The organism is Ralstonia sp. UBA689 (assembly GCF_002298975.1).
Classification (GTDB): Bacteria; Pseudomonadota; Gammaproteobacteria; order Burkholderiales; family Burkholderiaceae; genus Ralstonia.
The window spans coordinates 20805-39196 of record NZ_DBMV01000022.1 but is presented as its reverse complement, the minus strand read 5'-3'; the positions used below and the strand labels follow the sequence as shown (position 1 = coordinate 39196).

The 18392-nt window shown below is 65.6% G+C and carries 16 protein-coding genes; 12 read left to right on the top strand and 4 right to left on the bottom strand.

The annotated features are described in order from the left end of the window. Nucleotides 1–895: 895 nt before the first annotated feature. The gene (locus tag B4F51_RS10865; RefSeq protein WP_349676279.1) at nt 896–2275 is read left to right on the top strand and encodes a sigma-54 dependent transcriptional regulator; all 1380 of its coding nucleotides are present in this window, start codon (nt 896–898) and stop codon (nt 2273–2275) included. A 60-nt stretch (nt 2276–2335) separates the two neighbouring features. Beyond that, the gene (locus B4F51_RS10860) at nt 2336–3682 is read left to right on the top strand and encodes a glycosyltransferase family 87 protein (protein WP_296225392.1); all 1347 of its coding nucleotides are present in this window, start codon (nt 2336–2338) and stop codon (nt 3680–3682) included. Here B4F51_RS10860 and B4F51_RS10855 read toward each other — a convergent pair. The 4 genes from B4F51_RS10855 to B4F51_RS10840 form a co-directional block, all read right to left on the bottom strand. After that, nucleotides 3609–4835, bottom strand: coding sequence for a glycosyltransferase family 87 protein (locus B4F51_RS10855; RefSeq protein WP_296225391.1), 1227 nt, complete (start codon nt 4833–4835; stop codon nt 3609–3611). The two genes, B4F51_RS10860 and B4F51_RS10855, sit on opposite strands and share 74 nt — an antisense overlap. 65 nt (nt 4836–4900) lie before the next feature. Next, nucleotides 4901–5914, bottom strand: coding sequence for a glycosyltransferase family 2 protein (locus tag B4F51_RS10850; protein WP_296225442.1), 1014 nt, complete (start codon nt 5912–5914; stop codon nt 4901–4903). A 41-nt stretch (nt 5915–5955) separates the two neighbouring features. After that, nucleotides 5956–7176, bottom strand: coding sequence for a glycosyltransferase family 87 protein (locus tag B4F51_RS10845; protein WP_296225389.1), 1221 nt, complete (start codon nt 7174–7176; stop codon nt 5956–5958). 9 nt (nt 7177–7185) lie between these two features. Then, nucleotides 7186–8430 carry a glycosyltransferase family 87 protein gene (locus B4F51_RS10840; RefSeq protein WP_296225387.1) on the bottom strand — a complete coding sequence of 415 codons (1245 nt, stop codon included), beginning with the start codon at nt 8428–8430 and terminating at the stop codon, nt 7186–7188. Between the two features lie 1031 nt (nt 8431–9461). Here B4F51_RS10840 and B4F51_RS10835 point away from each other — a divergent pair. From B4F51_RS10835 to B4F51_RS10790, 10 genes are all read left to right on the top strand, one after another. Next, nucleotides 9462–9635 (top strand): Flp family type IVb pilin, encoded by a 174-nt coding sequence (locus B4F51_RS10835; protein WP_296225385.1) that lies wholly within the window; start codon nt 9462–9464, stop codon nt 9633–9635. A gap of 173 nt (nt 9636–9808) precedes the next feature. Continuing rightward, nucleotides 9809–9982 (top strand): Flp family type IVb pilin, encoded by a 174-nt coding sequence (locus B4F51_RS10830; RefSeq protein WP_296225384.1) that lies wholly within the window; start codon nt 9809–9811, stop codon nt 9980–9982. 149 nt (nt 9983–10131) lie between these two features. After that, nucleotides 10132–10302 carry a Flp family type IVb pilin gene (locus tag B4F51_RS10825; RefSeq protein WP_296225382.1) on the top strand — a complete coding sequence of 57 codons (171 nt, stop codon included), beginning with the start codon at nt 10132–10134 and terminating at the stop codon, nt 10300–10302. An 82-nt stretch (nt 10303–10384) separates the two neighbouring features. Beyond that, nucleotides 10385–10933, top strand: a complete 549-nt coding sequence (locus B4F51_RS10820) for an A24 family peptidase (protein ID WP_296225380.1) — start codon at nt 10385–10387, stop codon at nt 10931–10933. A 62-nt stretch (nt 10934–10995) separates the two neighbouring features. Further along, nucleotides 10996–12408 (top strand): ATP-binding protein, encoded by a 1413-nt coding sequence (locus tag B4F51_RS10815; RefSeq protein ID WP_296225441.1) that lies wholly within the window; start codon nt 10996–10998, stop codon nt 12406–12408. A gap of 49 nt (nt 12409–12457) precedes the next feature. After that, nucleotides 12458–13309, top strand: a complete 852-nt coding sequence (cpaB, locus tag B4F51_RS10810; protein ID WP_296225379.1) for a Flp pilus assembly protein CpaB — start codon at nt 12458–12460, stop codon at nt 13307–13309. Nucleotides 13310–13393: 84 nt separating this feature from the next. After that, nucleotides 13394–15304, top strand: coding sequence for a type II and III secretion system protein family protein (locus tag B4F51_RS10805; RefSeq protein ID WP_296225377.1), 1911 nt, complete (start codon nt 13394–13396; stop codon nt 15302–15304). 27 nt (nt 15305–15331) lie between these two features. Next, on the top strand, nt 15332–15673 hold the full coding sequence (locus tag B4F51_RS10800) for a hypothetical protein (RefSeq protein WP_296225375.1): 342 nt from the start codon (nt 15332–15334) through the stop codon (nt 15671–15673). A 78-nt stretch (nt 15674–15751) separates the two neighbouring features. Then, nucleotides 15752–16960, top strand: a complete 1209-nt coding sequence (locus tag B4F51_RS10795; protein ID WP_296225374.1) for an AAA family ATPase — start codon at nt 15752–15754, stop codon at nt 16958–16960. Between the two features lie 25 nt (nt 16961–16985). Beyond that, nucleotides 16986–18350 carry a CpaF family protein gene (locus B4F51_RS10790; RefSeq protein ID WP_414706742.1) on the top strand — a complete coding sequence of 455 codons (1365 nt, stop codon included), beginning with the start codon at nt 16986–16988 and terminating at the stop codon, nt 18348–18350. Nucleotides 18351–18392 lie beyond the last annotated feature (42 nt).

Here is an 18392-nt window from a genome sequence, read left to right as displayed (position 1 = left end):
GGTGCACTCGTCCACATCGCCGAGTCGCTGCTACGTCATTTCCGCGACGCCGGCGTGACCGGTGCGATACGCCCGGCATGTGAAGCCGCCTGGGCAGGTGCCATATCCATGAGCCATGTTTCACGGATGCAACCACCGCGCGTGCTTCTGGTTGTCCCCAACCTGCGGCACCGCAGCAGGCTGCTTCGATCACCTTTTGTGGTCGTTTGCGTATCGGATCACGCACAAATTGGCGGGAAATCGCGTGTTTTTCATGGCGCGAACGGTCGTTCGCAGGGTTTCCATTTCGAAACATCTCCCTGAAGCCTGCCGCCGCAAGCACCTCGTTTCGAGTAGGAGCCCTTGCAAATCAAGGGGTTGAGGCCCGTGGCATGGTCGTCGCTCATGTGTTCCCGCCAACAAGGCAATGCAGAGATTCGGCAGTCCAGACCATAAATCGGCACCGCAGGCGATGCCGCAACCGAACCCGCAGGCCAGATCAAGAAGACAGGGTGCCATGCCATCAACAGCGAAAGCACTCTGAGGGGAAGTACCGGCAGAAAGGGGTGCACCAGCCACATGAGATGGCCACGCGCCCCGCAGTTGCGCCAAGGGCAGTGACTGCACGCGCTGCCGGCAACGCGATAGGAGTGATCGAACAGTTGCAGTACCCGGGGGATGTCATCGTCGGCGCGAGCCGACTCCATGCCGGTCTCGTCGCGACGAGATGAATAAGTTGCCAAGCAAGCTGCCGCCCGATGCGCGGTTGCTGTTCGGCGCCGGCATGACCCTCCCCCAGACAGAAGTCAGTTGCGGACAGGTGGCCCTTGTCGCCTTTGTCCGAGTAGTCAGTTCAGCTGTCGGCCAGCGGTCGCAACAGGAAATGCGACCCAAATACAAGAAACTGGGGGAAGCCATGAACGCGTACATCAACCGCCCGTTGCTCTACGTCTCGCTGCATCACGACGCAACGCTGTGCCGCACCTTGGCACAACAGGGCTGGAGGCTCATCTTCGCGACCAGCCGCCGCGAACTCGAAGCCCTGGACCTGGACGAAGACCCCGCGCTCGGCGGCCTGATGGACTTGACCTGCGGCTTTTCGGATGCCGAGCTGGAAGAGCTGGAGCCTTGGCTGGCCGCACGCAACATCGGCTGGATCGGCGTGACCGGCACCGGCGACGTGCTGACCGACCCGATTCGCAAGCTGCTCAGCCTGTACTTCGTCGACTACTACAACGTCCCCTGCGACAACGCCGAGCTGGCCCGCGCGCTAGGTCACGCCGTGGGCATGGCGAGCCTGCGCCCCAGCGCGACCACGGCACGCAACGCACTGCGCCCAGACGGCATGATCGGCAACTGCCCCGCAATGCAGGCGCTGTTCCGCGGCATCGAGAAGGTATCGAAGTGGGACACTCCCGTGCTGATCTCTGGCGAATCCGGCACCGGCAAGGAACTCGCCGCACAGGCCATCCACCGAGCCTCGCGCCGCGCAGACCGCCCGTTCATCGCCGTCAACTGCGCGGCCATCCCGCCCACCTTGCTGATGTCGGAACTGTTCGGCTACGAGCGCGGCGCCTTTACCGGCGCGACCCGGCGCAAGCTTGGCCGCATTGAACTGGCCCAGGGCGGCACGCTCTTCCTTGACGAGATCGGCGACATGCCGCTGGAGAGCCAGACCAGCCTGCTGCGCTTTCTGGAAACCGGCTGCATTGAACGGCTGGGCGGCACCGAATCGGTGGCGGTGGACGTGCGCGTCATCTCCGCCACGCACGTCGACCTGGAAGCCGCGGTCATGGCCGAGCGCTTCCGCGGCGACCTCTATCACCGGCTCTGCGTGCTGCGGGTGAAGCAGCCGGCGCTGCGCGAGCGCGAGAGCGACATCGCGCTGCTGGCCGAGCACATCCTCAACACGATCCGCGGCCACTCGCCGGAGCACATCAAGGGCTTTTCTCCGGCGGCGATCCGTGCGCTCAACCAGCACGAATGGCCGGGCAACGTACGCGAGCTGATCAACCGCATCCGGCAAGCCGCGGCGATGTGCGAAGACGGCATCATCAAGCCACGCGATCTGGACCTGCAGCCGCCGCCGGAACCCGTCCGCCCGCTCACGCTGGCCGAAGTGCGTGAAGCAGCCGAGCGCAGCGCCGTGAAGGAAGCCTTGCAGCGCCATCACGAGCGGCTCATCGACGTGGCCGAAGAGCTGGGCATCTCGCGCGTCACGCTGTTCCGCATGATGCGCGAATACAAGCTGCAGATCCGCAAGGGCGAACTCGGGATGGTCTGCGTGCAGGGTTAGCGTGCCCGGGTACTCCGGTGCTCCGGCGCGCCTGCAACCTCATCACCACCACACCCGGCCATGCCCCTCTTCCAGCAGAAGACGAAGCCTGTCCTGCCCGCGCTGACGTTGACGTTGACGTCGAAAGGCCAGCAGAGCGCGCACCGGTTGGCCTTCTATGCCACAGCCTTGCTGTTCTGCGAGGTTTTCGCGCTCGGTGCGTGGCTATGGGGGCATGCCGTCCTGAAGAATCCCACCATCCCTGGGCTCGCCTGGGATCTTGGCGTCTTCTGGAGTGCCTCCAGCGTGGCCCTGCTGCATGGGGCCCCCGCCGCCTACGACTGGGAACTGCTGCGGGCAGCAGAAGCGGCGGGACTGTCCACCAGTACGTTCGGGCCGTTCCCGTATCCGCCCACGTTCCTGCTGCTGATCTACCCGCTCGGCAAGCTGCCGTTCGGCGCAGCCGCACTTGTGCTGTCCGCTGGCGGCGTGGCGCTCTATCTGACGGTGCTGCGATCGATGCTGCGGCTGCAGGCCGGCTGGTTCCTCCCAACGCTGGCGTTTCCGGGAGTCTGGGTAACGTTGCTCGCCGGGCAAAACTCGCTCTTCACGCTGGCAGCGGCGGCGGGCGCACTGCTCCTGCTGCGGCGCCACCCCATCGCCAGCGGCGCCTGCATCGCGGTGCTGTGCATCAAGCCCCAGTTGGGAGTGCTGTTCCCGCTGTTCCTGCTGTGCCAACGGCAATGGACGGCGCTCGCGTCAGCCGCCGTGTTCTCGATCCTGTCGCTGGCGCTGAGCTGGCTGGCCCTCGGCACGGAGACGTTTCTCGCGTTCACCCACAGCCTCGCCATGTTCCGGCACGTGGTGGTCGAGAACGGCGACTCGGTCCTGTACGGCGCGCCAACGGTGTTCGGTGTGCTGCGCACCGCGGGCTGTTCGCTCGCCGTGTCGTACCTGGCACATGCGCTCGCATCGCTGCTGGTGGTCAGCACCTGCGTATGGCTCTGGCGCAGCCGCTGCCGTTTCGCGCTGCGCGCGGCCACCTTGCCGATCGCGACCATGCTGGTGCAGCCCTATCTGCTGTATTACGACCTCGCCTGGCTGGCCCTGCCGATCGCCTGGCTCACGCTCGACTGCCTCCGCCACGGCAGCAGCCGTTCCGAACGGGCGATATTGGTCGCGAGTTGGCTGGTGCCGGCGCAAGCGTTCTTTGTGGTCTTTTCGCACACCATGGGCCAGTGGGCTCCACTGGTACTCATCGCATTGCTCGTGATGACCGCGCAGCGCGCACGCCAAGCCCGGCGCAGCGAAACCGCCGCCACACCCGACTGGGTTGCAGCCACGCCGGGTCCAATCAGGAATGGCGGAGTGCGGCCATCCGCTGACCAGCCTCCTGCGCCCGCACGCTCGTCCAATACCGGCGCATGACCATCGCAAGCAACCCAACCAGCACCACGGGCACCACCTGCAGATACCGCCCCAGGTAGGCCGCCAACACGCCTTGCAATGGCGCCAGCCACGCAGCGGCAAGCACCAGCCATTCAACGCGGTGCAGCGGTTGCGCCTTCGCATCGCGCAGGAGCAAGACGATTGGCAGGATCAGCCACGCCAGGTCATAGAACATGACGTAGGGCTGCATCAGCAGCGTGGCCACGACAAAGGCGGACGCGCACAACTCGAACCGGGCGCGTCTGGCCCACAGGAATGCCATCGCCACGACCGCAGGCGCGGCAACCAGCGCATGTGCCAGATAGGCCGCGTTCACCGGCAGGCCCAGGCTGCGGCTGATGGCAAAGACTGTCGGCATGCCAATCCACATGGAAGGGCCGCCTTCTTCCACCGCCAGGCGGCGAAACTCCGGCAGGTAGGTGGCAAACGCCGTCCATGCATCGCCCCCGAAGGCCAGCGCACTGATCGCGCCAAAGCCAAGGGCACACAGCGCGGCCACACTGAACACTTTCCACTGCCCGCTGCAAGCGAGCGCCAGCGGAAAGAGCACGCCAAACTGCGGTTTGATGGCAAGGGCCGCGATGCACACCCCGGCAAGCGCGGAATCAATCTCGAGCAAGGCCAGCGCCGCGCCTGCGGCCCCGACCGTCAACAGCGTGTTCTGTCCCAACCCAAGCGCGACGCACAGCCCGGGGAAGGCAGCGAGCAGTGGCCACAGCACGCGATCGACATGGCGCCCAAGGCGTGTAAGCATGCCCCAATAGATGCACAGGCCCAGCACGGAATAAAGCACCAGCGCCGCACCGAACGGCAACAGGCCAAACGGAAAAACCGCCAGCAAGAACGTGGGTGGATACGGCCACGGCGCGTAGTTGAAGGCATGCCACACCGACACCTCGATGGGCTGCATCCACTGCATCGAAAACACCGCCGTCGCACCGTGCGCCAATGTCACGCGGGCGGCCGACCAGAAGACCCCGAAATCAAACCCGACCATGGGGGCCGTGTGGTCCTCCAGCATGTAGAAACGGACGATCCAGACCAGCAGTGCCAGAATCTGGATCGCCAAAGCCGCCGTGGCGTAAACCGCCAGGCGACGCGCCGCCGGGCGCCGATACCAGGGTGACGACATGGCTCCCCTCCCCTTTCATCCATCCCGCATACGCGGGCGCAGGCCATGCACGTCACGCAACGCCGCTAACCGCGCTGCCCCCTGACCAGCGGAATGACCCGCCGCTCACCCGACACCCGACTGCGCACGCGCCGCTCCTGATAGCGGCGCTTTACAAGATAGATCGGCCGCCCCTTGGCCTCGTCGTAGATGCGGCCGATGTACTCGCCGACCACGCCCAGGCCGATGAGCTGCAAGCCGCCAAAGAACAGCAGCAGCGACAGCACAGAGGCATAGCCCGGCACATCCACACCCAGGATCAAGGTGCGTGCAACGATGAAGCTGCCATAGCAGAACGCCAGGCTGGCGATGGCCACGCCCAGGTACGTCCAACTGCGCAGCGGCAGCGTGCTGAAGCTGGTGATGCCCTCGAGCGCGAAATTCCACAGGCGCCACCCAGAGAACTTGGAGGTACCGGCGCTGCGCGGTTCGCGCTCATACGGCACGATGACCGTGCTGTAGCCCACCCAGGCAAACAGGCCCTTCATGAAGCGGTGCCGCTCGGGCAACTGCTTGAGCGCGTTGACTACGGCCCGGTCCATGAGGCGGAAGTCACCCACGTTCTCGGGCAGTTTCAGGTCGGACAGCTTGTTGTGCACACGGTAGTACGCCTTCGCCGTAACGCGCTTGAGGAACGAATCACAAGCGCGACTGGTGCGCTGGGCCAGCACCACCTCTGCCCCCCGCTTCCAATGCGCAACCATCGTGGGAATCAACTCCGGCGGGTCTTGCAGATCCGCGTCGATCGGGATGACGGCATCACCGAACGCCTCGTCAATGCCAGCCGTGAGCGCGGCCTCCTTGCCGAAGTTGCGCGTCAGGTCGATCACCCGCACGCGCTCGTCGCTGTGCGAGACCTTGATCAGTTGCGCCAAGGTGTCGTCGGTGCTGCCGTCGTTCACGCACACGATCTCAAACTGCATCGACTCGATGGCTTCCAGGATGGGCACGACGCGCGCAAAGAATGCGTGCAGAGCCTTGCTTTCGTTGTAGAACGGCACGACCAGCGAAAGCAGTTGCGTTCTCTTGTATTCCGTCATCATTTCCTCCCCGTCCGCGGCGCGTGCGCCCACGGTTCCTTTTATGTGTTGCTTGCGCGCTCAAGATGAATGCGGCGCGCGATCTGCGCGAGTGCCAGCAGCAGGATGATCGGCATCAACTGGAAGCCGATCGATTCGATCAACAGCATCCCGGCGAGTGGCAGCAGCCAAAGCAGGACCAACAGTTCGCGCTCTCCGGGCAGCCAGCCCTGGCGCCAGGCATACGTGCCAAACCAGGCGATTGCCAAGCCGAGAAACGCCAGGTCGTAGTCGTACAGATAAGCGCTGGCGAGCAGCGTGGCGACGATCAAGGCGCTGGCCTGCAGCGCGAACGCGCAGGGGCGGCGCCAGGCATAGACCACCACGCCGGCGGCCACCACGGCCACGGCCAGATGCAGCACATAGGCCGGCACCACGCCGCCGTGCAGCATCTTCACCAGGGCGAACACCGTCGGCATGCGCGCGAGGATGACCGCGCCGGATTCCACCACCGACCGCGCGAACCCCGCGTTGTGCAGGAAGGCCGTGAACGACTGCACGCCGAACGCACCCAGCGCAACGGCAGTCAGGCCGAGCGTGGTCAACGCCATCGCCGCCAAGGTCTTCCACGCCCTTGCGCAGACCAGCGCCACCGGCACCATCAGGGCCAGTTGCGGCTTGAGCGTCAGGAGCGCCAGCAGCATGCCCGCCACCACCGGGCGCGACTGCAGCTTCGTCAGCGCCAGCCCCGCGCACGCCGCCAGCAGCAGCGCGTTCTGGCCGGTCGCCAGTACCACGGCAATACCGGGGAATGCCACGCACGGCAGCCACGCCTCGCGCCACGGCACGATGCGCCGCACAACCGAGAGAAAGGCGCCGGCGCTCACGCCAAAGAACACCGGCACCGCCAGCCAATACGGCAACAGGCCGAACGGCAGGACGAACAGCAGGAAGGTGGGCGGGTAGAACCACGGCAGGATGGCGTGGTTGGTGGCGATCAATGGCACGGTCGCCACTTCCAGCGCGTGCAGCGTGGCGAAGTCGTACACGCCCAGCGGCGTGCCCTGCAGCGTCAGTTGCGCGGCGCTCCAGAACACGACAAAGTCGCCGCCCAGCGGGAACACGCCGTCCACCTTCAGCACATCGGCACGCACGCACCAGATGCCGAAATACGCGGCGTAGCAGACCAGCGCCACGATGGAGTACACGCGCACGCGCTCGCGGTCGAGCCAGTGCCCGGCGGCAACGCGAAGTGGATCTCGTGTGATCTCAGCGGCAGCCATGATGCGCGCTCACGTCCGGCCAGCCACGCGCCGCAAGATCAGCAGCAGCATGGCCATCAAGATCAGCGGCCCGAACTGCGGCAGCTTGAGGAACGGATTGGCATGCTCGAAGAGCGGCAGCAGCCACGCCAGCACGAGCAGCATGCGCTCTCCGCGTGACAGGCCATGGCGGATGCCGTCGCCCACCACGCCGGCAATGGCAACGCCAAGCCAGGTCAGTTCATAGTCACGCAGATAAGGCGTCGCCAGCATGGTGGTGATCACCAGCGCCCCCGCACGCAAACCGAAATCGGGCGTGCGATGCCAGACATAGACCAGCGCGGCCACACCGCCCAACGCCACCAGGGCCTGCACAGCATAAGCACTGGCGATGCCCACGCCACCCAGGCGCGCCGCCGCCAGCGGCGTCGGCATGCCATACCACGCGATAACGCCACCTTCCATGTAGTGCGTCCGCGCCCACTGCGCGTTTTCCAGGAAGGCCGGCACGGTCTCCCAACCGCACACCGCCACGCTGGTGGCGGCAAACAGCGCCGCCGTCAACGCGGCGCTCGCAAACGTCTTCCATGCGCGCGCTGCGACCAACGCCAGCGGAAACAGCATCGCAAGCTGCGGCTTGATGGCCAGCATGCCGATGAGCACGCCGGCCAGCACGGGCCGTTTCTCGACCCAGTACACAGCAAATGCCGCCAGGCCTGCCGTCAGCAGCGAGTTCTGTCCCATCACGGCCGCGATGATGGTGGCGGGCGAAGCGATCACCGGTAGCCAGAGCCCCCGGCGCCAGAAGGCACCGGTGCCCAGCAGCGCCGCAACCGACTTCAGATAGATCGCCCCCGTTGCCAGCAGGAACAGCAGATAGCTCTGCGCCAGCGGCAGCAAGGAGAGCGGCAACACCATCAGCAGGAACGTGGGCGGATAGAGCCAGGGCAACACAACGGTGCTGTCCTTGCCCAGGGTGCCGTACTGGGCGATGACGGCAGTCAACTGGCCGACGTCATAGGCATGCAGCGGGCCCAAGGTCAGGGCGAGATGCGAAGCACCCCAGAACACGGAGAAGTCCGAACCGGGCCGGGAGATGGTCGCGTCGGAAAAACCCTTGCTGACCCATCCCCACGTGATGAGCAGCGCGGCAAACAGCACCAGCAGGGCAGCGCTGTACACGCGGACCCGATCGAGATCGAGCCAGCCTTCAGCGACACCCGCATGCGCCAGCGCATCGCTCTTGGCCGGCAGGCGCACAGACTTCTGGTTCATGCCTTCTCCTCGCCGCGTTCCCCGGGGCGCCGCGCATGTCATGAAGCGTGCGCGATGCCGGGCGGGTTCTACTGAACAGGTTTGAAATCAGTCTTGTTCGCCGGGTTGGATAAGGCAAGGCAGGAGGCCCGCGTGGCGCGGGTGTTGGCGGCTTGCGAACAGCCAATTGAGCCTCAACGTTTCAGCGCTGAATCGCGCGCCATGCACCTGCGGACCAGCCATCTGTGCGGCGTTGACGTGCATGACGACGAAGGTGACCTCGCAAGGGGCGCCACCCGCGTTTCCAGCCGGAAACGTCGCGTCTGCAATGGGGGGACCGGCCCACACCCTCGTTGAACCCACCCATGTGGGGCCCAAGCCAATCCGGTGGTGGATTACCACCGTCCACCACGCTAACACCCCTCTGGCCGTTCGAATGAGGGCGCGTCCGGACCGCCTCATCCCTATGGCGCCTCATCCAAATGCGCGTGCCACGGCGCGCGTTTCCACCCGGCAACGGCACCCAGGCGGAACCCTTCTGGCCGCCCTCGCCGCTTCCGCCAGGCACCCAACAATCGCCCGCAAACCCTTGTCGCATCTAGATCGACATAGAGGTGGCCCGCCTTTTGCCTATCCCCGCTCGCAACACCCGCCACCTTCGATCAGCGAGGGGAGCAGCAGAGTCAAAGGCGACGGGAGGGCAGAACGAACGCTCAAGTACTCACGCTGAAACCGACCAAGGGACCCGAGCCAATGTCTACCAATGCCGTGCTCACATCGTCCGCACAGAACCACGCAAGCCGCGTCACCGCATGGTGCGCCTCGCGTGTGTCTCTGCTGCGTGCAGGCAGGCCCGGCACGCTGGCACGCTCGGCCCGGCACACGCAAGAACGGACTGCGCGTCTGCTGCAGATCCACCGCGAGCGGGTGCCCGGCAACAACGGAGGCTGCTGGCCGTTCCATGCCTGCGCCATCTGTGCGCCGCCGACATGCGCTCCCTCATCGAGCCTTTTCACAGCAGTACCTTTTTTAATTCAGTGAAGGAGATTGTCATGGACCGCCTGACTACCACTCTCAAGCAATTCGTTCGTGATGAAGATGGCGTGACCGCCATCGAATACGGGCTGATCGCCGCCCTGATCGCTGTCGTGATCATCGCCTCGGTCAATGCCGTGGGCAAAAACCTGAGCACCGTATTCAGCTACATCGCGACGGAACTCGGCTGACCAGCGGCACGGGTCGATTGCGCCGCGTATCGGTATCGGGGTCGCCACGCAGCGACGGCGTGCGGAGCAGGCGTGGGCTGCCAGGAGGTCGGCAGTCCACGCACTCCACCCACCGCTTGCCGGCGTTGCTGACTCGGCAACACGCCGTCCCTCTGCACATGAAGGAGATTGAGATGGAACTGACCAACAACGCACTTGCCCTGCTCCTGCGCGACGAGCAGGGCGTCACCGCCATTGAGTACGGCCTGATCGCGGCACTGATTGCCGTCGTCATCATCGCCTCAGTTCAGGCGGTCGGCACCAACCTGAGCACGGTGTTCAGCTACATCGCCACTGAGCTTGGATAACCAGTCCGATGAAGTCGAATAACAACGGGGAAGCGGGTGCGCACAGGAGCCCTCACGTGTCCTGTGACGACATCACGCGCAGGAGGGCCCCGCGAAGCACTGCACAACGGCGCTTCGCGGGGATTTACAGAACATCGCTGGAGACTGACATGAAGCGACCAATGGATCAGACCAAGCTGCTGCGCGGCGAACAGGGGGTGACGTCAATCGAGTACGCCCTGCTGGGCGCGCTGATCGCCATGGTCATCATCGCGTCGGTCGCTGCGGTGGGCAGCAGCGTGAGCTCCCTCTACCAGATGATTGCCGCTGCCATCCCTTGATGACACCGCCTGCTGAACACCGATGAACGCCTAAGAATTCCGAACTTGCCGAGCTGACCCGGCAAACGCGCACGAGGACACCATGAACGCCGCTACCCTGCTCTCGCCAATGATCGCCCCCGCCTCGATGGGGATGGTGCTGACCGCGGCGGCCATTGACCTGCACGAGCGCCGCATACCCAACTGGCTGACCTTCGGCGCCTGGCTGGCGGCACTGCCCTTGCAGATTGCCGTCCACGGGCTCGGGCACGGTGCAGCCGACTGGGCGACCGGCTGGGTCGCCGGGCTCGCCATCGTCCTGCCCTTCTACCTGGTGCGCGGCATGGCCGCTGGCGACGTGAAGCTGATGGCCGCCGTCGGCGCCTGGCTGGGCGCGTCGATGGCCCTGCAGATCGCCCTGGCCACATTCGTGATCGGCGGCGTGTGGGCGTTGGCGATTACCGTGCGGCGCAAGCGCATGGTCCAACTGCGCCGCAACCTGGCCAGCATTCTGCTGACGCAGGGACAAGTCAGCCGTGATGCGCAACCGCCCAAGCCAGGCGTGGACGCGTCGTGGTCGGTCGGCAGCTTGCCCTACGGGGTGGCGATTGCCGCGGGCACGATCACCATGCTGCTGGCTTCCGCCTGGTGAGCAAGGTCATGCACACCCCCACTCCACACAGACAAACGGTGACGAACATGATCCTGGACGAAATGATCGAGCACAAAGACATCGGGCACGTGACGCACATGCTTGAGCCCGTGCCGTCTGCTGGGGAAAGCGTAGCCGAGAAGAAACCGGTGCCGCCCTGGCATGCGCTGCCGCGCACCGTTGCCGAGACCGGCCTGGACATCTCACTGCTGCTGGGGCTGCTGCTGAAAGTGGCCTACCTGCACCGCAGCGCCACGCTGGTCATGCTGATGGACACGCTCAAGCTGCCGGCCATGGTCATCAACGAGGTGGCCGCCTACGCGGTGCGCGAGCGCCTGCTGGAAGTCGCCCACCGCGGCTCCAACGATCTGGACGTGCGCTTCGGGCTGACGGATGCCGGCTATGCGCGTGCCGCAGAGTTCACCGCCCGCTGCAGCTACGTGGGCGCCGCACCTGTCACGCTGGCAGCCTATGTGGAGGCCGTGCAGCAGCATTCCATCCAACTCGCGTCGATTTCCAAGGCCGATGTCACGGCTGCGTTCGGCGCCCTGGTCATGCCGTCGGAGTTGCTCGACAACGTGGGCATCGCGCTCAACACCAGCCGGGCGGTGATGCTGTACGGCCCGGCCGGCGGCGGCAAGACCTACCTGGCCCAGCACCTGGGCACCCTGCTGCCGGGCGCGGTGCCCGTGCCGCATGCCGTGACGGTGGCCGGCGAGATCATCCAGATCTTCGATCCGCTGGTGCACGAACTGTACGACGGCACTGACAGCCCCCTGACGCAACGCCCGCTGGACCGGCGCTGGCTGGTCTGCCACCGGCCGGCCGTGCTCTCCGGCGGCGAACTCACGCTCGAAATGCTGGAGCTGCGCTACGACCATGCGACCGGCTTCTACCAGGCCCCGCCGCACATGAAGGCCAACAACGGCATCTACATCGTGGATGACCTCGGCCGCCAGCAGGTGGGCGTGAGCGAACTGCTCAACCGGTGGATCGTGCCGCTGGACCGCCGCGTGGACATGTACTCGCTGCGCAATGGCGTGCGCTTCTCGGTGCCGTTCGACGTATGGCCGATCTTCTCGACCAACCTGAACCCGAGCGACCTGGGCGACGACGCCTTCCTGCGCCGGCTCGGCAGCAAGCTCCATGTCGGCCCGCTGTCGGTCAACGAATACCGCGAGGTCTACATGCGTGCCGCGCAGGAACTCGGCCTGCAAAAGGCAGATGCGGCCTTCGACTACCTGCTCGAAGCCTTGCACGGCCCCGCCGGCAAGCCGCTTCTGGCCTGCATTCCGCGCGACCTGCTGCGGCTGGTGGCGTCCGCTGTCCAGTATCACGGGCATGAGCCCCACGTGAGCGAAGACGCTTTGCGCCGGGCATGGCAAAGCTATTTCTGCGCACACGTGGATGTCAAGACAACCCAGCCCACGAATGCAAACACGGGCGCGCAGCCGGACACACCGGCCGCCACCTGACGCTTGCGTATCCGAACCGCGTCATTGATCTCAGTAGGGGGAACTCATCATGAAGAACGCGCGTGCAATCCTGATGCTGGTTATCGCTCTTGCAGCCGGCATCGCGGCAGTCATCTCCGCATCGCGGTGGCTGGCCCAACAGTCGTCCAGCTCGGTCAAACAGGTCGTGGTGGCCACCGTCGACATGGATCTTGGCCAACCACTGGGCAGCGACCAACTGCGGACGGTGAGCTGGCCGTCGGGCAGCGTGCCTCCCGGCACCTTCGACGACATCAAGGCGCTGCAGGGGCGCGTGGTGCGCACCAGCCTGCAGGCGGGTGAACCGATCCTGGAGAGCAAGCTCGCCCCGCTCGGCACCAAGGGCGGCCTGTCGGCGGTCATCGGCGAAGGCAAACGCGCCATCACCGTGCGCGTGAACGATGTGGTGGGCGTGGCCGGCTTTGCCCTGCCAGGCAACCGGGTCGACGTGATCGTCAACACCAATGAAGACACGAAGGCCGCCAACAACGGCAACAGCATCTCCAAGATCGTGCTCGAAAAGATCCTGGTGCTGGCGGTCGCGCAGCAGGTCAGCCGCGACGATACCCAACCCAAGGTGGTCAACGCGGTCACGCTCGAAGTCACGCCCGAGCAGGCCGAGAAGCTCGATGTCGCACGCAGCGTCGGCACGCTGTCGCTGGTGCTGCGCAATCAGGTCGATGTGGCCGCGGTGTCAACCGGCGGCGCAACCAAGGGCACCCTGTTGGGCACCCCGGCAGCCGAGCCTGCCCCCAAGGTGGAGATGGTCAACGTGCCGGTACGCACGCCCGTCAAGGTCCGGCGCGCCAGCACCGCCACAGTCAAGCAGCGCGATTGCATCGGCGTCCTGTCCGGTGTGCACGGCAGCGTCGAATGCTTCTGATCTGAGCACATCAACCAGTCCAGTCAACAGAGGGTTTCACAGACATTTTCTTCGTGTGCAGCACCAACTCTCCGGGGGGGAGATATGAAGACGAACCAAAAAACCAATGCCGCACTGCTGAATGCCCGCGCCAAGGCCTGCGCCTTGGTCCTGGCGGGGGCAGCAGGTGCCATGCTGGGCACGCCCAATCGCGCGAGTGCGCAAACGGCCATGGAGGCCGGCGCCGTCGCCAAGTCCACCACGGCGCCCGTCGTCACGCAGTCCCGTGCGGGTGGCACAGCGCCCATGCAGATGACGATCAGCATGGCTCCGGCCACCGTACCGGCACAGCCCGACGTACGCGGCCCGAACTGCACGGGCGCCGTGCGCAGCGAAAGCAACGTGGTCGTGCCAGTTGGCAAGTCGACCATCATTTCGCTGCCCGAACCGGTGCGCAACCGCACCCTGGGCAACCCGAACGTGGTGCAGGCCAGCATGGTGTCGCCGCAGAGCATGTACCTGCTGGGGCGCAGCGTGGGCACCACCAACATGATCGTGCAAGGCCGCAGCGGCACCTGCAGCGTGGTCGACGTGGTGGTCAACGCCGATGCCGGCGGCCTGCAAACGTCTCTGTCGCAACTGATGCCGGGCGAATCCAGGATCCGCGTCACAACCGCTGCCGACAACCTCGTGCTGACCGGCTCCGTATCGAACGCGCAGTCCGCCTCGATGGCAATGGAAATCGCACGCGCCTATGCGGCCTCGGCACAAAGCGGCAATGACAAGGGCGGTGGCGCCACCCCCGGTGGCGGCGTGCTCAACATGATGACCGTCGACACCCCGCAGCAGGTGATGCTGGAGGTGAAGGTGGCCGAAGTGTCCAAGACCCTGCTCAACCAGATGGGCTCGGCGCTCAACATCCAGGGCGGCTTCGGCTCCTGGAGCGGTGGGCTGCTGACCTCCCTGCTGGCTGGGTCCACCACGGCGCTGTTCGGCAACAAGAACAACAACCGGCCCTTCCAGGTCCAGCTCGATCCGCAGAAGAACGACAACCTGGTCAAGATCCTGGCCGAACCGAACCTGGTGACGCTCAGTGGCCAGGAAGCCAGCTTCCTGGCGGGCGGCAAGATCTACATCCCGGTCGCGCAAAGCAACGCCCTGGGCGGCGCCTCCACCATCACGCTGCAGCAAGAGGAGTTTGGCGTGGGGCTGAAGTTCACGCCAACGGTAATGGCCAACGGCCGCATCAACCTCAAGGTCGCGCCGGAAGTGTCCGAACTCTCGCCCACCGGCGCGACCGTCTCGGGTTCGAGCCTGAACGGCCAGACCATCCTGCCGCTGATCACCACCCGGCGTGCCTCCACCACGGTCCAGATGCGCGATGGCGAAAGCTTCGCCATCGGCGGCCTGCTGCAGGACAACGCACGCGGCACGCTCAAGGCCGTGCCTGGCGTCGGCGAGGTGCCCGTGCTCGGCACGCTGTTCCGCAGCACGTCGTATCAGCAGGACCTCACGGAACTGGTGATCGTGATCACGCCGCACCTGGTGCAGCCGATGCAGGCGGCTTCGTATCCGCTGCCGACCGACAGCTTCTCGACGCCGAACGAGTTCCAGGTCTACCTGATGGGCAACATGGAAGGCTCCGGTGGCAAGAACCGCCCTGCCAAGCCGATGCCGCCCGCACCGAGCGCGCCGTCCGCGCCGTCCTCGCAAGCACCTGTGCCTGCACCGGTTGTGCCTGCAACGCCCACCCCTGCGCCCGCACAGCGCACGGAAGTGAGCACCGCACCGGCGGACAAGCCCGCCAAGGCAACACCCTCCGAGCCCGTTGCAGTTGCCGAGCCTGCAGTCGCCAAGCCGATCACCGCCGAGCCCGTTGCCAAAGCTGTGGAGCTGGCGCCGCCTGAACACGCCGCAGCACCGGCAGATGACACCGCCGCGCGTGTTGCCCGCATCGAAGCCACCGCGGCTCGCCTGGCGCAAGCCAAGGCGGCCGGCACCCCGCAATCGCGCTGAGCACCAGGAACCCTTTGGAGACAAGCCATGAACGCGAACCTCAAACTCCTGTCCCGCGTAGCACTCCTGCTGCTGGCCAGCCAGGCACTGACCGCCTGCATGTCCACCACGCCCGTGTGGGACAAGCACTTCGGTGAGGCCGTCACCACCGTCAGCCACGCCCAGGTCATCAACCCGGATGCGCCGGCCAACCTGCCCCCAGCCAACGGCGTGGACGGCAAGGCAGCAGTGGCCGCCATGTCGAACTACGACCGCTCGCTGTACCGGCTCGGCACGGGGGGCGCCGGCGGTACGACGGGCCTGGGCGGCGCCGGTTTTGGTGGCGGCGGTTACGGCGGTGTCGGCATGTCAGGCGGCAGCTCGCGCTGACGCAAGGTGGCGGGCCGGACGCCGCCCCAAGCGGCGCTACGGAACACAGCAGGAACGATAAAAACAGGAGTCCTTGCCATGCTCAAGATCTTGATCGCATCCGAAGACGGCGATCGCTTGGCGGAAATCGCACGCCTCTTGGCCGCCAGCGGAAGCTACCAGGTCATGCGGCTGCAGGACGCGCCGGGCAACCTGGCATCGCATGCCTGCCAGTTGCGCAGCGCCGATGTGCTGATCATCGACCAGGCGCACGGCGGCACCCCGCAGATGCAGTGCATCGAAGCGCTGCGCCAGCAGCAGCCCGACCTGCCCTGCATCCTCGTCACGCAGACGCAGCAGCCTGACCTGCTGATCCGCGCGCTGCGTGCCGGTGTGAGCGACGTGCTGGCCTGGCCGCTGGAACGCAGCCAATTGGCCGACGCTCTCAAACGCCTGGAGAGCAACTTCACTCCCAGGGCACGAGAAGAAGCGCGCGTGATCTCCTTTGTGTCGAGCAAGGGCGGCGCCGGAGCCAGCTTCATTGCCAGCAACGTCGGCCATGCGCTGGCCACGCATGAGCACAAGCGGGTGCTGCTGATCGACCTGAACACACAGTTCAGCGACACCCACTTCCTGGTCAGCAACCAGACGCCGCCGGCCACCCTGGCAGAGGTCTGCGCGCAGATCGACCGGCTCGATGACGCCTTCCTGGAAGCCTGCCTGACGCGCGTCGACAAGGGCTTCGACATCCTGGCCGGCGCCACCGATCCGATCAAGGCCGGTGAGATCAAAAAGGACCGGATCGAATACGTCCTCTCGCTGGTCGCGCCAAGCTACGACTTCATCCTGGTCGACATCGGGCAGGCCATCAATCCGCTGTCGATCGCGGTGCTCGATCGCAGCGACCAGATCTGCCTGGTGGTCCAGCCGACCATCGCCTTTGCCCGCACGGGGCGGCGCCTGCTGGACATCCTGCACGGCCTGCACTACCCGGCCGACAAGATCCGGGTGCTGGTCAACCGCCACGGCCGGCGCGACGAGCTGCCGCGCGGCACGCTGGAAAACGTCTTCGGCATGAAGATCTTCCACATGCTGCCCGACGATCCTTCAGCGGTGGATGAATCCATCTGCCAAGGCGTGCCCGTCATCCGCGAACACCGGCACAGCGCCATTGCCAAGGCCACGCTGGCCCTGGCCGACATCTTTGCCACGGCGCGCGAAAACGAACGCCACCAGCCGCAGGAGAAGGGCTTCTCACTGAGCAAGCTCTTCATGCGGACCAGGGCGTCCTCACCCAACGTTGCCTGATTTCTCCAGCCACATGGAGCCCATCATGTCGATCCGCGAACAACTCATCCTGCCGGAACCTCCGCCGCTGACCATGAACGGGCACGCGGCTACCCTGCACGTCTCACCGGGGCAATCCAACTATCGCGATTTCAAGAAGACGGTGCATGAAGCCGTGCTGGACCGCGTGGACCTCGAGCGGCTGGCCCGCTTCCCGACGGAACGAGTGCGCCAGGAGATCGGCGTCCTGGTCAACGGCATCATCGATGAAGAAAAACTGCTGCTCAACGACACCGAGCGCCGCCAGTTGTCGACAGACGTGTATGACGAGATGTTCGGCTTCGGCCCGCTGGAGCCGCTGCTGCAAGACCCGACCGTGTCCGACATCCTGGTCAACACCGCCAAGCAGACCTACGTCGAGCGGCGCGGCAAGCTCGAGCTGACCGACATCACCTTCTACGACGACGCCCACCTGATGAAGGTGATCGAGAAGATCGTCTCGCGCGTCGGCCGCCGCATTGATGAAACCAGCCCGATGGTGGATGCACGCCTGCCCGACGGCTCGCGCGTGAACGCGATCATCCCGCCCTCGGCCATCGACGGCCCGCTGCTGTCGATCCGGCGGTTTGCGGCCAACCCGCTGCAGATCGCCAACCTGATCGAGCTCAAGACCCTGACGCCGCCGATGGCCAAGCTGGTGCAGGCGCTGGCGCACGCCAAGCTCAACGTGCTCGTCTCGGGCGGCACTGGCAGCGGCAAGACCACCTTGCTGAACATCCTCTCGGGCTTCATCCCGGCCGACGAACGCCTGGTCACGATTGAAGACGCGGCGGAACTGCAGTTGCGCCAGCCGCACGTGCTGCGCCTGGAAACACGCCCGCCCAACATCGAAGGCAAGGGCGAGATCACGCAGCGTGCGCTGGTGCGCAACGCCCTGCGCATGCGTCCGGACCGCATCATCCTGGGCGAAGTGCGCGGCGGCGAGGCGCTGGACATGCTCAACGCCATGAACACCGGCCACGAAGGGTCGCTCACCACCATCCACGCCAACACCCCGCGCGACGCCCTGACCCGCATGGAGAACATGGTGAACATGGCGGGCCTGGCCCTGCCGCCCAAGACGATCCGGCAGCAGATCGCTTCGGCCATCACGGTGGTGATCCAGGTGGCGCGGCTCACCGACGGGCGCAGAAAGGTGGTCAGCATCCAGGAGATCACCGGCATGGAAGGCGACACGATCAACATGCAGGAGATCTTCACCTTCCAGCGCACCGGCGTGATGCAGGACGGCACCGTCAAGGGCAACTTCCATGCCACGGGTGTCTATCCGCGCTTTGCCGAGCGGCTGCGCGTGTACGGGGTGGGCCTGCCTGACGAGACCTTCGACCCCGCGAGACAGTTCGAGGTTTGAAGCCGCACAGACGGCGTGATCCGGAAAAAGGGGGAACCTCAA